This window comes from Paenibacillus sp. EKM10P, assembly GCF_011800655.1.
In the GTDB taxonomy this organism is placed as follows: Bacteria; Bacillota; Bacilli; order Paenibacillales; family Paenibacillaceae; genus Paenibacillus; species Paenibacillus polymyxa.
In genome coordinates this window covers 623,340-639,828 of sequence record NZ_JAALET010000003.1, presented here as the reverse complement: position 1 = coordinate 639,828, position 16,489 = coordinate 623,340, and the positions used below count along the sequence as shown (strand labels likewise).

Below are 16,489 nucleotides of genomic sequence, written 5' to 3'. Positions count from 1 at the left end.
GTCTGGAGGAATGAATATGAAGCAGTACATTATTCGAAGACTGCTGCAACTCATCCCCACACTTATTGGCATATCCATTATCGTTTTTGCGATTTCAGCCATGGTGCCGGGTGATTACATTACAGCCAAGCAGAACCCGAATATGACCGCCGAGAAGGCGCAGCAGCTACGACATATCTACGGGCTGGATAAGCCGGAATACCAACGTTATTTTATATGGGCCGGTAATATGTTAAAGGGAAATATGGGGGATTCATTACAGCATAAGCAGCCGGTAACGAAGGTCATTGGCAATTATGTATGGAACTCTTTTATTATCGCTTTTTTTAGTCTTATTTTTAGCTGGCTCATTGCAGTTGTTGCAGGGGTATTTTCAGCTAAGTTTCAATATTCCTTATTCGATAAGTTCGTGACGTTATTCATTTTCTTATGTATGTCGCTGCCTTCATTTTTTATTGGTCTATTGGTCATCAAAATATTTGCCCTTGAATGGGGAATTCTCCCGGTTGGGGGTATGACTACAGCAGGGATGGAAGCAGGTTCGTGGGCGTATATGGTGGATGTCCTCAAGCATATGTTCCTGCCGACACTCGTACTTACGATGCTGAGTACAGGAAGCCTGACTCGTTATTTCCGTACAGGCATGTTGGAGGTCATCCGTCAGGATTATATCCGTACCGCACGCGCCAAGGGCTTGAAGGAACGGACGGTTATTTTCAAACATGCATTGCGCAATGCCCTGATTCCAGCAATCACACTGCTCGGGTTCGAGCTTCCAGCCTTATTTGGTGGGGCAATGATCCTGGAAAAGGTATTTGTATGGCCGGGTGTGGGGCAGGTCTACCTGGAGTCCATTAGTATGCGGGACTATCCGTTTATGTTGGGCTTCACCATTTTCCTGGCTGTTCTCACGCTCATCGGCAATCTACTTTCTGATGTATTGTATGGCATGGCAGATCCAAGAATTCGCTTGAAGTAGGAGGGATACTATTGTCCGCAGAAACAGTCACGATTGAAACGAATCAAAAGGCGGCGATCCGTCCTGAAGCGTCTCCATGGAGAATCGCCGTTCGCCGTTTTAATCAAAACCGCTTGGCTTTGGCAGGTCTCGTTATATTAATTCTGATGGTTATCATTTGTGTATTTGGTCCCATGATTTCACCTTATCATTTAGATGATTACAAGCTATCTGACAAAAACTTATCCCCTAATGCGAAGTACTGGCTCGGTACGGATAAGTTTGGTAGAGATATTTTACTGCGTACGATGCTGGCTGGCCGTATTTCTTTGACAGTGGGGCTGGTCGCCACGTTTATTTCGGTCATGATCGGGGCAACGTTGGGTGCGCTGGCAGGGTTTTATCGTAAAGGCGTGGATACGGTTATTATGCGGATTGCTGATATTTTTATGGCGCTGCCTACATTGCCGCTGCTTATTATTTTAGGTGCTGTTCTATCGGATTTGAAGGTTGATCCGTCGAACCGTATTTATTTTCTGATGCTTATTATTGGGGTCCTGAGCTGGACGAGCTTGTCCCGTCTGGTCAGAGGGCAGATTCTTACACTGCGTGAACAGGAGTTCATGCAGGCGACGGAAGCGCTGGGGTTGAGAGACCGCCGCAAAATATTCCGACATCTGCTACCGAACACGATTCCTACTATTATTGTTACGGCTACGCTTGGAGTGGCTGGTGCGATTATTACAGAATCTGCGCTCAGTTACTTGGGAATTGGCGTCGTGCCGCCCACACCTTCGTGGGGGAACATGATATCGGCTGCGAATAATCTGATTGACTTCCGCAAACGGCCCTGGATATGGGTACCACCGGGAATGTGTATTCTAATTACCGTTGTAGCGATTAATCTGATTGGTGACGGCTTGCGTGACGCGCTGGACCCTAAAATGAAGAAGTAGGAGACGAACGTTTATGGAAAATGCTTTGATTGAATTTCGTAACCTGAAAACCCACTTTCATACCTCTAACGGAACTGTCAAAGCGGTCAATGACGTCAGTTTTAAAATTCGTGAGGGTGAAACGCTCTGTGTGGTAGGAGAATCTGGCTGTGGTAAGAGTGTAACTGCGATGACAATGATGCGGTTGATTGATTCTCCCCACACCTCAGACGGACAAATCTGGTTTGAGGGCAAGGATCTCCTAAAACTCAATAAAGGGCAAATGCAGCAAATTCGCGGCAATGACATTTCGATTATTTTTCAGGAACCGATGTCTTCTCTGAATCCGGTGCTTACGATCGGGGAACAGATTACGGAGCCGTTGCTGATGCATACATTAATGAGTAAAAGGGAAGCACGCGCCCGGGCAATTGAACTAATTAATTTGGTGGGCATTTCGCGATCGGAGGAAATATTCAATTCCTATCCTCATGAGTTGAGTGGCGGTATGCGCCAGCGGATTATGATTGCTATTGCTTTAAGCTGTAATCCGAAGCTGTTGATTGCGGATGAACCGACAACGGCACTGGATGTAACGATCCAGGCACAGATTCTCGATTTAATGCGGGATTTGAAGGATAAGCTTAAAACGTCCATTATGCTGATAACACATGACTTGGGTGTCGTGGCAGAAATGGCCGATTATGTGGTCGTTATGTATGCCGGGAACGTTATTGAAGAGGCTCCTGTCATTGAGCTGTTCAAAAATCCGCAGCATCCGTATACTCAAGGACTATTAAAGGCAAAGCCTGTCATTAATCAGAAAATGGATCGGCTATATTCCATCCCAGGGCAGGTGCCAAACCCCATTGAGCTGGGCGAAAATTGCCATTTTCATGATCGATGCGCACATTGTATGCAAATATGCAAGGATCAGGCCCCTCCCTTGAATGAAAAGGAGAATGGCCATAAGGTTGCCTGCTGGCTATATGAGAAAGAAGGAGGGCAACGAATATGAGCGAGCCTTTAATTCAAGTGGAAGGGCTGAAAAAGTATTTCCCAATCACAGGCGGGGTTTTTCAGCGTACGGTCGGACATGTCAAGGCGGTCGATGATGTATCCTTTCATATTCATAAGGGTGAATCGTTTGGTCTGGTAGGAGAATCGGGCTGCGGTAAAAGTACGATTGGACGCACGATTCTCAGATTGATGGATAAGACAGAGGGATCAGTACGGTACAAGGGCGAAGATTTGCACGCATTAAACAAGGAGCAGATTCGTGCGCTTCGTCCAAAGCTGCAAATCGTCTTCCAGGACCCTTTTAGTTCACTGAACCCGAGAATTAAGGTGGGTGAGGCGATCGGAGAGGCTTTGCTGGATCACGGGTTGATTGATCGTAATGAGCTACGGCAGAAGGTCAACGAAACGCTGAACATTTGTGGGCTGTCCTCATATCACTATGATCGTTATCCGCATGAGTTCTCTGGCGGTCAGCGGCAGCGGATCGGGATTGCAAGGGCCTTGATTTTGAATCCTGATTTTATTGTGGCTGACGAGCCGGTATCTGCTCTGGATGTGTCGATTCAGGCCCAGATCATTAACTTGTTAAGCGATTTGCAACAGGAACGCCAACTGACGTACCTGTTCATCTCGCATGATCTGAGTGTAGTCGAGCATCTGTGTAGCCGGATTGGTGTGATGTATCTGGGCTCGATGGTAGAGTTGGCTTCCAAGGAGGAGCTGTTCAGCAATCCGCTACACCCATACACCAAGGCTCTGCTATCAGCAGTACCGATTCCAGATCCGACGATCAAAAGGCAGCGGATTGTGTTAAAAGGGGACATCCCGTCTCCGGCTAATCCGCCGTCAGGATGCAAGTTTCATACACGCTGTCCTATGGCGGAAGCGCGCTGTAGAACAGAGGCTCCAGTATACCGAGATTCGGGCGACCAGCATTTTGTAGCCTGTCATTTTGCCTAATACGGCATACTGAAGAAGCAAAATATCCGTTATCCTGTAACAGGGATTGGCGGGTATTTTGTCGTGAAATAAAAAAAGGTAAAAAAATTGTATCTTTTTTTCGAAAAATTGCAGACAAAATGGATTTTTCATCGTCTAATAAGATATGGAGGTTATTACGATGATGAAAAAACATTGGTTACGTTGGGCTATTGTCGTCCCGGTACTTATTATATTGATTTTTATTACTCTTGGACCCCGCTTGTTGATCGGAAAGCCGAATGTGGATGCAGACGCTGCAGTGCTGATGGACATGCACACCGGGGAATTACTGATGGATGTGAATGGCGATAAGCCTATGCCTTCTGCAAATATGTCCAAGCTCATGACCGAGCTATTGGTACTGGAGGATATTCGGACCGGACGGTTAGGCTGGAATGATGAGGTGCGAATTAGTCGTTATGCCAGTACGGTGGGTGGTGTGAATCTGTCTCTTCGGTATGGGGAAAGAATGACCGTATCTGAACTGTTCCAAAGTATGGTTGTGTATTCAGCGAATGACGCCGCTGTAGCGCTGGCAGAGCGTTCATCAGGGAATGAGTCCGCTTTTGTGAAGCGCATGAATGAAAAGGCTGCTCAAATTGGGCTGTCACCCGGTAGTCGCTTTAGTAATGCCTCTGGGGCTGGTCAGAGTGAATTGGGGCCGAACCATCCTAAGGATATTCGCGGAGAAACGAAAATGACGGCAAGCGACACTGCAAAGTTGGCCTCTTACTTGATTACGTCACATCCTGAGATTCTCAGAACGTCCAGCCGCACACAGATGGAATTGAAGGATAAGGGCATTTACATCAGTAATACGAACTGGATGCTGCCTTCCTTGGCTGGACCGTACTCTTATGCGGGGACGGACGGATTGAAAGCAGGGTACACAAGCGATGCTGGATACTGCTTCACTGGTACAGCTGAGCAGCATGGCAAACGATTAGTTGCTGTAGTGCTGGGTGCACCGAGCAAGGAAGAGCGTTTCGCACAGACACGGAAGCTGTTTGATTATGGTTTTTCTCTGTCCACCTCTTTTCCGGTACGATTGCAAAATTTGGTGAAACTGTCTCTGCATTAAGATAAAAGATAACTTTGAAAGCTACATAGAATACTTATATAAACGTAAATGAGGGCTTTGACCGTAAGGGCAAAGCCTTTTTTGTCATGAGTTTGAGGAACTAACCACGCCATGGCACTTTTGACAACAAGGTAGCAGACCTTTTATGCTTTGAGGGGAAGTTTCCGCTTCATGAGGGATCAATCCGGTTTAATGAAGAGATGGGATTTGTGGACGAAAGAAGGAAGGAAGCCATGATGGAGAGAAGACATAAGAGAAGGACCCGTGGAAAGCCCAAAAAGAAAAAGAGGTTTACCGCTCTATATATTTCATGTATTGTCTTGCTTTTAGTTGCAGTAGGGGGCTATCTATTCCGCAAACAGCTGACGCTCGTGGCTTTTGACTGGTTTGTGTCACCGACGCTGGAAAGCAAGCTGGAGAAATCCTACCAGCCTCGTCAATCCAAGGAACAACAGCCCCAAGAGACCGTTGCTTACCAGAAGGAGCCTTTTTCGGTGTTATTACTGGGGACAGATCAACGGCCCAATGAAAAGGCACGTGGTCGCTCAGATACGGTGATATATGCTGCTGTACGGCCCGCAGAATCGCGTGTGCTCTTGATTTCTATCCCAAGGGATACGTATGTACAGATTGCCGGACATGATTCCAATCGAGATGGCGAGGATGATTTTGATAAGTTGGGGCATGCTTATGCGTTCGGAGGCGAGAATATGTCCATGGGCACTGTAGAGAAGCTGATGGAGCATAAGGTCGATTATTATGCTACGATTAATTTCCAGGGTATTCAGGATGCCGTGAATGCAGTGGGCGGAGTAGTGTTACCTATCGACCAGCCCATCGAGAATAAAAACCCGCTGCATATCAAGTTCCGTATTGAGGCGGGCAAGCCGCTTTATAATGGTGAAGAAGCCATGTATTATGTTAGGTATCGGGAAGATAGCGACTTCAACCGTACAAAACGTCAGCAAATTTTTTTGAATGCTATGGCCGATAGGCTACTGAATATCGACGGAATCACCAAGATCCCGGAGTTGCTCGATATCATGGGGGCCAATTTCACAACGGATATGGAACCTGCCTTTATTACTGGGCTTGGCAAGCAAGCTATTTCACAAGGGAATCCACAAATCTCAAGTTTTACGATTACGGGGGAAGGGTTCAAGAAGAAGGGCCTGTACTATGACCGGGCTAATGAACAGGAACTTGAATATGCCAGACTTATGATTGCGAACTGGCTAGACTCTGATACAACCCCGCAGACGCTGAGGCTTCCCGACAAACAGGACATTCAGTGAGTAATCAATGGATTTATATTTGATTTTGAGGGGGATTCGTTTCTCATGAATATTGCTTTTTTCTTGCTTCCCAAACAAGGGGTCGCTTGTGTAACGGCGGATGCTACTCTACGGCAAACATTGGAACGAATGGAATATCACCGATTCACAGCGGTTCCTATTTTGGATAAGGAAGGTAGATATACGGGTACGGTTACAGAGGGTGACCTATTGTGGCATATGAAAGAGTCTGAGGGGAAAATCACCTTTGAAAACGCTTCTAAGTTTATGCTCAAGGACGTTCCGCTACGGGTTTCGATGAAACCTGTATCCATTGATGCCAATATGGAGGATCTGATTAATTTGGCGAAGGTACAAAACTTTGTGCCCGTTGTGGATGATATGGAAAGGTTTATCGGTATCGTGCGCCGCAGCCAAATTATTGAGTATTGTGAGAAATTTGTGTCCAAGGAATCGCTTAATACTTCAAGCTAAAATAAGCAGCAAAGCCGCACTGAAGATTACTATCACCCTAGGGGCTAACAGTGTTGACATGGGCTTATAATAAGCAGCAAAGCTGCTCTGAAAATAACGATTTACCCTATGGGGTAACAGTTATTTTCAAAATAGGATATGCTATAATGGAGAATAAAGCTTTTTCAGAGGGGTGTGACTCTTCATCATATGCCTAAAGAAATGGATGTAGTTAAACGAGCCAAGGTTATTGAATGGCTTAAAACAGAGGTGCTTGACCAAGTCTCCCGTCTGTTTAAGGCGATGTGGGAAGGCAGTACAGTCCGTATTGGTGACTGTTTGGCCAGCCTGGTGATGAGCAGTTATATTCTGGGGAGGCGTCTTGGGGTGTCTTACCGTGAATTGGATGATCTACTCATCGACAAGCTAAGAAAGCACAGAAAAGAAGGACACCAGCTGGAGGATTGGTATCAGGACATTTCCGCACTGGAAGAACATATGCGTAAGAGGTGAAAACGTTGAAATTCCGCTTGGCCACTGTAGCATGGAGCGTTATTTATTTGCTTCTGCTGCTGACTCTATTGACACCATTTAGAATTATTACCGTATTTTTTCTGATTGTGCCTGGCGCTGTATTGTTTTCATCGCTGCCTTTCAAAGGATTTCTGGTTCACGTCATACCGGTGCTTTTAATTATAGCGCTACTCGATGTGTATTCGCTGCTTCCTGCGATTTACTTTCTGATTCCTTCTATATTGATGGGACGGATATATAAAAAGGGAGGATCTGCTTTTCAGGCGTTGATGACCGGAACGGGCATTATTTTAGCCGAGTTGTTGTTTGTACTGTTTATCGCTACGTATTCCTTCGGGTTTGATCTTTCGCAGTCCCTTCGGGATCAGGCTGAGATATCGGCCAGTATTGTACAGCAGATTTTAAGTGCGAATCCGATGTTTGCGAATATGAGCTGGACAGCTGAAGATACGCAGAAACTCGGTACAATGCTGATTGGTAAAGTTCCATATGTGATGATCGTCAGCTCGTTTATACTGGCAGTGATCACACATGCTTTGGCACGTCCAGCATTGAGCAGTCTCGATGTGCCGGTACGTAAAATGAAGCCTGCCCGCGAGTGGATGCTACCACGCACGCTGATCTGGTACTATCTGCTGGCAATTGTAATTGGATGGATAGCGGATTCCTCCGATAGCAGCTGGATTCAAACGGTTTCCATTAGTATGCTACCGCTGATCCATGCATGTTTTATTATCCAGACAATTGGTTTTGTATACTTCTGGACGCATAGCCGTAAAATGAGCCCAGTGATTGCGTTGCTGCTGTCGCTCGTCGTTCTGGTGTTCCAGCCGCTCCGCATTATAGGTATTATTGATTTGGCCTTTCCGCTGCGTGAAGCTATTACAAGATCAAAGAAATAGGGTGAACAGTCATGCCTAAATTTCTACAAAAACGCTGGCACGGCTATCAGACGGTCTGGGCGTTTTTACTGCTGCTGGTGCTTGTCATATGTATTTCCATGTACAACTGGGAACTGGGTGTGATAGGACTGCTGCTATCATTCTTGCTCGGCGGATTGATGCTGAAGACGGAGCTGGATTTCCGTCGGGAACTGAATCAATATATCAGTGGCCTTTCCTTCCGGATCAAGCGGGTGGAGGGAGAAGCGATCAGTACACTGCCGTTCGGTATCATTTTATACAGTGAAAATCGGACGGTAGAATGGCACAATCGCTTTGCCAGTGAGATGTTCGAGGAGCAATCGTTGATTGGAGAGCCCCTTCAAGATTTGTTTCCTCAACTCGCAAACGCTCTAAGCACTAAAAAGGAAACGAAAGAGTCTGCTCGTGAACTAAAGGTGGAATTACAGCATGATGAGCGTCATTATCAGTTTCTAATCGTGCCTGATGAGCGTCTGATATATTTGTATGAAGTGACGGAGCTCGCGGTACTGCGCAAGCAGTATGAGAACGAGCGGTTAGCGCTTGGTATTGTCATGCTTGATAATATGGACGAGGCTGCTCAGGGAATGGACGATCAGCAGCGTACCGCGCTTATTGCGAAGGTTTCCAGCGAGATTACGTCTTGGGCCAATCAATACAATATTTATTTGCGCCGGTTGTCATCTGAGCGTTATCTTATTATGCTGAATCATAAAGCACTCCAGGAGCTGGAGCAAAGCCGATTCGTCATTTTGGATACCGTGCGGGAAATGACAGCAGATTTGAAAGTACCGATGACATTGAGCATTGGTTTGTCTTTCGGGGCAGAGAGTATCAAGGAGCTGGGCGAGCTAGCTCAATCCAGTCTAGATATGGCGCTTGGACGTGGGGGAGATCAAGCAGCAGTGAAAGCGGGACAGCGCCTGTCCTTTTACGGAGGCAAGTCCAATGCTGTCGAGAAGCGTACCAGGGTGCGTGCCCGAGTCATTGCGCATGCGTTGCGTGATCTGATGCAGGAGAGCGACCGTGTGCTGATTATGGGACACAAAATACCGGACATGGATGCAATAGGAGCAGCTATCGGTGTGTGGAAGGCTGCGGCACTTTACAATGTAGAGGCCCATATTGTACTGGACAAATCCAATCCGTCTATTGACCGAATGATGGAGCAGGTAAACAAGGATGAGAAGCTGTCGCAAGCGCTCATGACACCGGAGCAGTCGCTTCAGGTGATGACCGAGCACAGCCTGCTGGTTGTGGTGGATACGCACAAGGCGTCAATGACGATTGAGCCGCGTCTGGTGCAGACGGCCAGCCGGGTGGTGGTTGTGGATCATCACCGTCGGGGCGAGGAATTTATTAATGATTCTGTTCTGATCTATTTGGAGCCATACGCGTCATCGGCCTGTGAACTGGTGACTGAGCTGCTGCAATATATCCATGAAAAGGTCCAGCTGACACCGCTGGAGGCAACATCACTGCTGGCGGGGATTACGGTGGATACCAAGCATTTCTCCCTGCATACAGGCTCACGCACGTTTGAGGCAGCTGGCTTCTTAAGACGTAGTGGAGCAGATACAGTGATGATCCAGCGCATGTTAAAAGAGGACCTGGATGAATATATTGCTAAGGCGGAAATTATTAAGCATGCTAAAATGATATATGGGCATATCGCAATTGCGGTGACCGAGCCCGGACAAAAAATACCGCAGCTCCTGATTGCTCAGGTGGCGGATTCATTACTCAATATGACGGATGTACTGGCCTCCTTTGTGGTCAGTGAACGTCCTGACGGCCTGGTGGGGATCAGCGCCCGATCACTCGGACGCATGAACGTACAGGTCGTCATGGAACGGCTAGGCGGCGGAGGACATCTGACGAACGCAGCGGTTCAGCTGGATTGCTCGCTGGAGGAAGCTAAGCGCAGAGTGGTCGACGTACTGGCCGAAATTGATGGGGAAGAGGGGTTATTTGAATGAAAGTAATATTCATTAAAGATATGAAGGGCCAAGGTAAGAAGGGGCAGGTTAAGGAAGTATCCGACGGTTATGCAGCGAATTTTCTGTTGCCGCGTGGGATTGCCCGTCCAGCAACGGAAGGAAATATGAAGACGCTGGAAAACCAAAACGCTGCTGAGGAGAAACGCAAGCAAGAGGAAAAGGAAGAGGCACAAGTACTCGGCAAAAAGCTGGAAGAGACTACAATTCAGCTCAAAGCAAAGGCTGGAGAAGGCGGACGTCTGTTCGGCGCGATTACAAGCAAGCAAATCGCAGAGGCTGTTGCTAAAACAGGCATCAAGCTGGACAAACGCAAAATCGAGCTGGAAGAACCGATTCGTACGTTGGGCGTGACTCAAATGACCGTCAAGCTTCATCCTGAGGTCAAAGCTACGCTGAAAGTACAGGTGACTGAAGAATAATTATGGGCGGCGAATTTTTTGATCGGATTCCTCCGCAAAATCTGGAGGCTGAACAGGCGGTTATTGGGTCTATTTTGCTTCAGTCTGAAGCACTGATTACCGCAATGGAGCGGGTGCAGACCGAGGACTTTTACGATAAAGCTCATCAAATGATTTACGAAGCAATGATTGAGCTGGGTGAATCCGGACAGCCGATTGACTTGGTTACGCTGACCTCGAAAATTCAGGACAAAGGTCAGCTGGAGGATATCGGCGGTGTCAGTTATCTGGCGAAGCTGGCTCACGGGGTGCCAACAGCGGCTAACGTGGATTACTATGCCCAGATCATTGAAGAAAAAGCGATGCTTCGTCGCTTGATTCGTGCAGCTACACAGATTGTGAGCGAAGGCTATAGCAGTGGCGAGGATGTCGCCGGTATGCTGAGTGATGCTGAGCGCAAGATTATGGAAATCTCCAACGGGCGCTCAGGCAGTGGTTTTATCGCCATCCGTGATGTCGTGATGGAAGTGTTCGACCGCGTTGAATTGCTGCATCAGAACAAGGGAAACACGACCGGAATTCCGTCCGGATTCGTTGACCTGGACAAGATGACGGCGGGTTTCCAGCGCAATGACCTGATCATTGTGGCTGCCCGTCCATCTGTAGGTAAAACGGCATTCGCCCTGAATATTGCACAAAACGTTGCAGTACGGGCAAAAGAGACGGTTGCCATCTTCAGTCTGGAGATGTCGGCGGCTCAGCTCGTGCAGCGGATGATCTGTGCCGAGGCTAACTTGGACGCGAACGTCATGCGGACAGGTGAATTTAAAGGCGACGACGATTGGGCGAAGCTGACGATGGGCATTGCAGCCTTGTCAGAGGCGGAAATCTATATCGATGATACGCCCGGCATCACTGTGGCTGATATCCGTGCCAAATGCCGCCGTCTCAAGGCGGAAAAGGGACTGGGTATGATCGTTATTGACTACTTGCAGCTCATTCACGGACGCGGCAAAGCGGGCGAGAACCGGCAGCAGGAGGTATCCGAAATTTCACGGACATTAAAACAAATCGCCCGTGAGCTTGAAGTGCCTGTAATTGCCCTTTCCCAGCTGAGCCGGGGTGTGGAGCAGCGTCAAGATAAGCGGCCCATGATGAGTGACTTGCGGGAATCGGGTTCCATTGAGCAGGATGCTGACATCGTTGCGTTTCTGTACCGGGATGATTATTATAATCAGGAAACAGAAAAGAAAAATATTATTGAAATTATCATTGCCAAGCAGCGTAACGGCCCGGTCGGTACGGTAGAGCTGGTATTTCTCAAAAATTATAATAAATTCGCTAATTACGAGCGTGCCCATTCGGATGCGTTCGCCGGTTAATATATTTGTATGATTAGAAAAGGCTCTTTCGACGCGGGTATCGCGATTACGAGAGAGCCTTTTTTATAGAATTCATATATTTTCATAGAACGATTGAAACTCTCAATTACGAACAATACTATTTTCATGTAATATAATGTTCGCTTTTTATTTGACTTTGAAAAATGGTACTGGTACACTTATAGTGCTGCTTCAACGCAGTGGGGAGATCATTACGCCCGGGGCTTTCCGAACTTACGGAATGTCTGCGACGGACGTTTTTTCCTGCTGTCCGAGAACGCTCCATACCTGCCCGCTGAGGCGGTTGAAGCCAGATATGTGTTAGCGCGTCAGCTCAAAATCAGAGTGTCTGTGGGCACTCCACGGAGGAATGAAACATGTCAACTGTAGTCGTTGTGGGGACACAATGGGGAGACGAAGGCAAAGGTAAAATCACGGACTATCTGGCGGAAAGCGCTGAAGTAGTGGCCCGTTACCAAGGCGGAAACAATGCTGGTCATACGATTCTCATTGACGGTAAAAAGTATAAGCTGAGCCTGATTCCATCCGGCGTTTTTTATGAAGATAAAAAGTGTGTTATTGGCAACGGCATGGTAGTGAATCCAGCCGCTCTTATTGAAGAAATTACTTATATTCATGATAATGGATTTTCCACGAAAAATTTGGTCATTAGTGACCGCGCACATGTCATTATGCCTTACCATATGACGTTGGACGTGCTAGAAGAAGACCGCAAAGGTCCTAACAAAATTGGTACTACCCGTAAAGGGATTGGCCCTGCTTATATGGATAAAGCTGCTCGTAACGGTATTCGTATTGCTGATTTGCTGGAAGCAGAAGAATTCGAAAAGAAACTGCGCCATCTAACGAAGGAAAAGAATCAAGTGATTGAGCAAGTATACGGCGGCGAGCCGCTGGATGTTGAAGAAATATTGAAACAGTATCTGGAATATGCTGAGTTTATTCGTCCTTATGTAGCGGATACGTCTGTTGTGCTGAACGATGCAATTGACGCCAATCGTAAGGTGTTGTTTGAAGGTGCACAAGGCGTTATGCTCGATATCGACCAAGGTACGTATCCATACGTTACGTCTTCTAACCCGTCGGCTGGCGGCGTATGTATCGGTTCTGGTGTAGGCCCATCCAAAATTCAACAAGTGATCGGTGTAGCTAAATCGTACACAACTCGTGTAGGGGATGGACCTTTCCCAACGGAACTACACGATGAAGTCGGCGATTACATTCGTGAAACAGGCCATGAGTACGGTACGGTTACAGGTCGTCCTCGCCGCGTAGGCTGGTTTGACAGCGTCGTTGTGCGCCATGCCCGTCGTGTTAGTGGATTAACTGGTCTTTCCCTGAACTCGCTGGACGTATTGACAGGCCTGAAAACAGTTAAGATCTGTACAGGCTACAAATACCGCGGCGAGATCATCACGCATTATCCAGCTAGCTTGAAAATGCTGGCAGAGTGTGAGGCGGTATATGAAGAAATGCCAGGCTGGAACGAAGACATTACTGGCGTGAAGACGCTGGAGGAACTGCCGGAGACTACCCGCCATTACGTACAACGCGTATCCGAGTTGACAGGTATTCCAATCGCTATTTTCTCGGTTGGTCGTAACCGCGATCAAACGAACCAAGTGCTCCCGATTTATTTGTAAAATATCCGTAGGATTCTATGAGGGCGTCATGCCTGTTTAATCATATAACTATTCCTGCTAAATCAAGGGGAGAGAGGCAATTCATGCCTCCCTCTTCTTTTTTATATGGATGTGTTGGTGCTAGTTTTACATATTCCAAGGGTTAAAAATCGTCATATCTCGTCAATACTGGTCTATATGCACTTCATGATGTACACATGGCAAGATGCGTATAAGGAGGTAACGGGATATGAGGTGGCTTGGATGGCTGCTTAAAAAAGGAATGACGGTGGTGCTGGTCAGCGCGCTGACACTGGCAGTGACCGGTGTGGTCGTGAATGCTTATGTTCAATCGCTGTTACGGCAATTTAACATTCAGCTCGATCATCAGCCGATATGGGGATGGGGCTGGCTAAAAGGCAGCGCAAATACTGATCAAAGTACAGGTACAGGGAAGAGCAAGACGACAGGGAGCGACTCTGGAAGTGTAACACCGCCTGATAATGCTTTGCCTGTCATGGGACAGGGCTTAGAAGAAAGCGGAAATAAGACAGGTGGTGCATCCAATGACAAGGGATCTCAGGAAGGGGCCACGTCGGCCGGAACACCAGACAGCGAGCCGCGTCAGCAGGCAGAAGGTACAGCTACACCTGAAACGAGTATCGAAGGCCATGATTTGGTCATTACGCCCGACCATCTGACGGAGAAAAAGAACAATTTACCGGCGGCTCAGAAGCAGGAGATTTTTACGATTCTCATGAATAAACTTCCGCCGGAAGAGATGCAAAAAATATCAGCTGCGATGGAAGGCGGTCTCACCGAGCAGGAGCTGCAAGATATTCAGCAGGTGCTTGCGAAGTATTTGACCAAAGAGGAATATAACAAATTGATGGGTATGCTTAAATAATGCATAAATAAAACGCATAAATGTATGGGCAATGTTAATGCTCAAAACAGGACTGTAGAATCCGCGCCGGGCGCGGATTTTTTTGCGTGCTAGGAAGTAATTGGAGTGCAGTTGAATTCTTTGTAAAAGCTATGTTAAAGTAAACTGTGTTGTGAAAAGGTTAAATTTTTGAAACCTTTTACGTAACTATGCAATACTAGATAGCGACTATTATCATAGATAAGCTTGTAAAATGGCTACTTTTATCATGTAAAAGGACAATAATGAACGCATTTAATAGAGATAGGATATGCTGAAAAGGAGAGAACCATGGAGGTTTCTAAGGGGAAGTTATCACCAGACCACAGGAATGGGAATTCAAGTGTTGAAAGCAATTCTGCCGATAAAGCAGGGAAAATAGCAACATGGTGGAACGGACGGAAAAGATGGTTAAGTTGGACGGCAGGCGGCATTGTGATTGTTGGCGGTCTTATTTTTGCTAGCAATCAGTATGTTGGAGCCAATACAGTTCCTTATTATAAAGTGTATGTTAAAGGCGTTGAGGTCGGCAGTATCCTGAATGAGCAGCAGCTTAAGCAGCTGTATACAACGAAGAGCAAGCAGTATAAAGACAAGTATCCTGATGTGGAAATGGTGCTCAATACGAGCGCGGTCACGACGAGCACAGAAAAGGCATATAAGGCGGATATCGATAGCGCAGCCACGCTGAAGAAGCTGGACGGCATGCTGACTGCCTATGCCAAAGGAGTAGAAGTGAAGGTCAACGGACAGATGGTTGGCATTGTAAAGGACAAAGCGACTGCACAAGCGGCTTTAAAGCAAGTGCAGAAGAAATACACACCTGCGGGTGAAGGTACGGCGACAGGCATTAAGGGGCTGGTTCGCAAAACATCCGTGGGGAGTAGTCATGCTAGCGCAAGCACGAAGGCGCCTAAAGCATGGCTGGAGTCTGCCAGTATCCGTGAAAAGATTGCGTATGAGCCGGTGAAAGCAGATCCGAACAAGGTGCTGACGGAGGCAGAAGCGGTTAAGGTACTGACCGAGGGACGTGAAGCTCCTACAACCTATACGGTGCAAGAAGGCGATTCTTTGTCGTCGATTGCTACGAAGTTCGATACGACGGCTTGGGAGATTAAGCAAAACAATCCCGGTCTGCGTGAGTTGTACTTGCAAATTGGGGACGAGTTAAAGGTCACGGCTCCCAAGGTACCTGTTACGGTACGAACGGTAGAAAAGGTCGTCGAGCAGATTGCTATCGAGCCTGAAGTAGAGATTCGCCAGAGCGATGAATTGAAAGCAGGAGTTACGAAAGTGGTCAGACCGGGACAAGCAGGTCTTAAAGAGATGGACTACCGTTTGACCAAGGAGAACGGTGAGGTCGTGCAAGAGGAATGGCTCGGTCAAAAGGTGTTACAGCCGTCTGTTACCGAGGTGGTTCTGAGAGGAACGAAAGTCGAGGGGGAAGGCTCGGGCCAATTTGCCTGGCCGACTGCGGGTGCAATCATGACGAGCAGCTTCGGAGGACGTTGGGGACGTATGCATGAAGGTGTTGACTTGGTCGGCGATCATACGATTCAAGCTTCAGATGAAGGTGTCGTCACATTTGCCGGTCAGCAGAATGGCTACGGTAATGTCATTATGATTGATCATCGCAACGGCTATCAAACAGTATACGGGCATTTGAACAGTATTGGTGTCCATGTGGGACAGGTTGTTCAGCAAGGTGAAGCGATTGGTATCATGGGAAGCACCGGACGTTCCACAGGCACACATGTTCACTTTGAGATTCGCAAAAATAATACGCCACAAAATCCAATGACGTATTTAAGATAGATTGGATGTTTAAATCGAGAGTTATGTGATTCGATGAGGATCAAGGAGAAAGACCATGTTTTCTGCATGCTTAACAGCCAGGTGCAGGCATGGTTTTTTCTGCGTAAAGAAAAGGGTCTGGAAAAGTAATGGAATAGCGTACGGGT

The 16,489-nt window shown here is 47.2% G+C and carries 15 protein-coding genes; all 15 read left to right on the top strand.

Translation table 11 applies throughout. The annotated features are described in order from the left end of the window. Positions 1-16: 16 nt before the first annotated feature. The 15 genes from HFE01_RS12325 to HFE01_RS12255 all read left to right on the top strand — a co-directional run bounded on the left by HFE01_RS12325 (position 17) and on the right by HFE01_RS12255 (position 16,343). Positions 17-979: an ABC transporter permease gene (locus HFE01_RS12325; protein WP_016822455.1), complete on the top strand. Its 963-nt coding sequence runs from the start codon at positions 17-19 to the stop codon at positions 977-979. 11 nt (positions 980-990) lie between these two features. Further along, positions 991-1,914 carry an oligopeptide ABC transporter permease gene (gene opp4C / locus HFE01_RS12320; RefSeq protein ID WP_016822456.1) on the top strand — a complete coding sequence of 308 codons (924 nt, stop codon included), beginning with the start codon at positions 991-993 and terminating at the stop codon, positions 1,912-1,914. A 13-nt stretch (positions 1,915-1,927) separates the two neighbouring features. Then, on the top strand, positions 1,928-2,911 hold the full coding sequence (locus HFE01_RS12315) for an ABC transporter ATP-binding protein (RefSeq protein ID WP_016822457.1): 984 nt from the start codon (positions 1,928-1,930) through the stop codon (positions 2,909-2,911). Then, entirely contained in the window at positions 2,908-3,873 is a 966-nt protein-coding gene (locus HFE01_RS12310) for an ABC transporter ATP-binding protein (RefSeq protein WP_167437937.1), read from the top strand. The genes HFE01_RS12315 and HFE01_RS12310 overlap by 4 nt, the downstream gene beginning before the upstream one ends. Positions 3,874-4,033: 160 nt before the next feature. After that, entirely contained in the window at positions 4,034-4,975 is a 942-nt protein-coding gene (locus tag HFE01_RS12305; RefSeq protein ID WP_016822459.1) for a D-alanyl-D-alanine carboxypeptidase family protein, read from the top strand. 233 nt (positions 4,976-5,208) lie between these two features. Next, entirely contained in the window at positions 5,209-6,270 is a 1,062-nt protein-coding gene (locus tag HFE01_RS12300) for an LCP family protein (protein ID WP_167437948.1), read from the top strand. Positions 6,271-6,315: 45 nt separating this feature from the next. Continuing rightward, positions 6,316-6,744 (top strand): CBS domain-containing protein, encoded by a 429-nt coding sequence (locus HFE01_RS12295; RefSeq protein WP_167437936.1) that lies wholly within the window; start codon positions 6,316-6,318, stop codon positions 6,742-6,744. A gap of 189 nt (positions 6,745-6,933) precedes the next feature. Beyond that, positions 6,934-7,236 (top strand): MazG-like family protein, encoded by a 303-nt coding sequence (locus HFE01_RS12290; RefSeq protein ID WP_013373896.1) that lies wholly within the window; start codon positions 6,934-6,936, stop codon positions 7,234-7,236. A gap of 5 nt (positions 7,237-7,241) precedes the next feature. Further along, positions 7,242-8,159: a DUF2232 domain-containing protein gene (locus HFE01_RS12285; RefSeq protein WP_016822461.1), complete on the top strand. Its 918-nt coding sequence runs from the start codon at positions 7,242-7,244 to the stop codon at positions 8,157-8,159. Between the two features lie 11 nt (positions 8,160-8,170). Continuing rightward, on the top strand, positions 8,171-10,159 hold the full coding sequence (locus tag HFE01_RS12280) for a DHH family phosphoesterase (protein ID WP_016822462.1): 1,989 nt from the start codon (positions 8,171-8,173) through the stop codon (positions 10,157-10,159). Then, a complete protein-coding gene (gene rplI, locus HFE01_RS12275; protein ID WP_016822463.1) occupies positions 10,156-10,599 on the top strand; it encodes a 50S ribosomal protein L9 in 444 nt (147 codons plus the stop codon). The genes HFE01_RS12280 and rplI overlap by 4 nt, the downstream gene beginning before the upstream one ends. Positions 10,600-10,601: 2 nt before the next feature. Beyond that, positions 10,602-11,960, top strand: coding sequence for a replicative DNA helicase (gene dnaB / locus HFE01_RS12270; RefSeq protein WP_013373892.1), 1,359 nt, complete (start codon positions 10,602-10,604; stop codon positions 11,958-11,960). Positions 11,961-12,337: 377 nt separating this feature from the next. Then, positions 12,338-13,624: an adenylosuccinate synthase gene (locus tag HFE01_RS12265; RefSeq protein ID WP_016822464.1), complete on the top strand. Its 1,287-nt coding sequence runs from the start codon at positions 12,338-12,340 to the stop codon at positions 13,622-13,624. A gap of 229 nt (positions 13,625-13,853) precedes the next feature. Further along, positions 13,854-14,510 (top strand): hypothetical protein, encoded by a 657-nt coding sequence (locus HFE01_RS12260; RefSeq protein WP_102997364.1) that lies wholly within the window; start codon positions 13,854-13,856, stop codon positions 14,508-14,510. Between the two features lie 309 nt (positions 14,511-14,819). Next, on the top strand, positions 14,820-16,343 hold the full coding sequence (locus HFE01_RS12255; RefSeq protein WP_102997365.1) for a M23 family metallopeptidase: 1,524 nt from the start codon (positions 14,820-14,822) through the stop codon (positions 16,341-16,343). The last annotated feature ends 146 nt before the right edge of the window (positions 16,344-16,489 follow it).

What these genes read in the sequence shown, in the direction of transcription:
- HFE01_RS12310 (WP_167437937.1), top strand. Translation starts at nt 2,908, where the DNA reads ATGAGCGAGCCTTTAATTCAAGTGGAAGGGCTGAAAAAGTATTTCCCA.
- HFE01_RS12280 (WP_016822462.1), top strand. Translation starts at nt 8,171, where the DNA reads ATGCCTAAATTTCTACAAAAACGCTGGCACGGCTATCAGACGGTCTGG.
- HFE01_RS12315 (WP_016822457.1), top strand. Translation starts at nt 1,928, where the DNA reads ATGGAAAATGCTTTGATTGAATTTCGTAACCTGAAAACCCACTTTCAT.
- HFE01_RS12265 (WP_016822464.1), top strand. Translation starts at nt 12,338, where the DNA reads ATGTCAACTGTAGTCGTTGTGGGGACACAATGGGGAGACGAAGGCAAA.
- HFE01_RS12290 (WP_013373896.1), top strand. Translation starts at nt 6,934, where the DNA reads ATGCCTAAAGAAATGGATGTAGTTAAACGAGCCAAGGTTATTGAATGG.
- HFE01_RS12305 (WP_016822459.1), top strand. Translation starts at nt 4,034, where the DNA reads ATGATGAAAAAACATTGGTTACGTTGGGCTATTGTCGTCCCGGTACTT.
- HFE01_RS12255 (WP_102997365.1), top strand. Translation starts at nt 14,820, where the DNA reads ATGGAGGTTTCTAAGGGGAAGTTATCACCAGACCACAGGAATGGGAAT.
- dnaB (WP_013373892.1), top strand. Translation starts at nt 10,602, where the DNA reads ATGGGCGGCGAATTTTTTGATCGGATTCCTCCGCAAAATCTGGAGGCT.
- rplI (WP_016822463.1), top strand. Translation starts at nt 10,156, where the DNA reads ATGAAAGTAATATTCATTAAAGATATGAAGGGCCAAGGTAAGAAGGGG.
- HFE01_RS12325 (WP_016822455.1), top strand. Translation starts at nt 17, where the DNA reads ATGAAGCAGTACATTATTCGAAGACTGCTGCAACTCATCCCCACACTT.
- HFE01_RS12260 (WP_102997364.1), top strand. Translation starts at nt 13,854, where the DNA reads ATGAGGTGGCTTGGATGGCTGCTTAAAAAAGGAATGACGGTGGTGCTG.
- HFE01_RS12295 (WP_167437936.1), top strand. Translation starts at nt 6,316, where the DNA reads ATGAATATTGCTTTTTTCTTGCTTCCCAAACAAGGGGTCGCTTGTGTA.
- HFE01_RS12300 (WP_167437948.1), top strand. Translation starts at nt 5,209, where the DNA reads ATGATGGAGAGAAGACATAAGAGAAGGACCCGTGGAAAGCCCAAAAAG.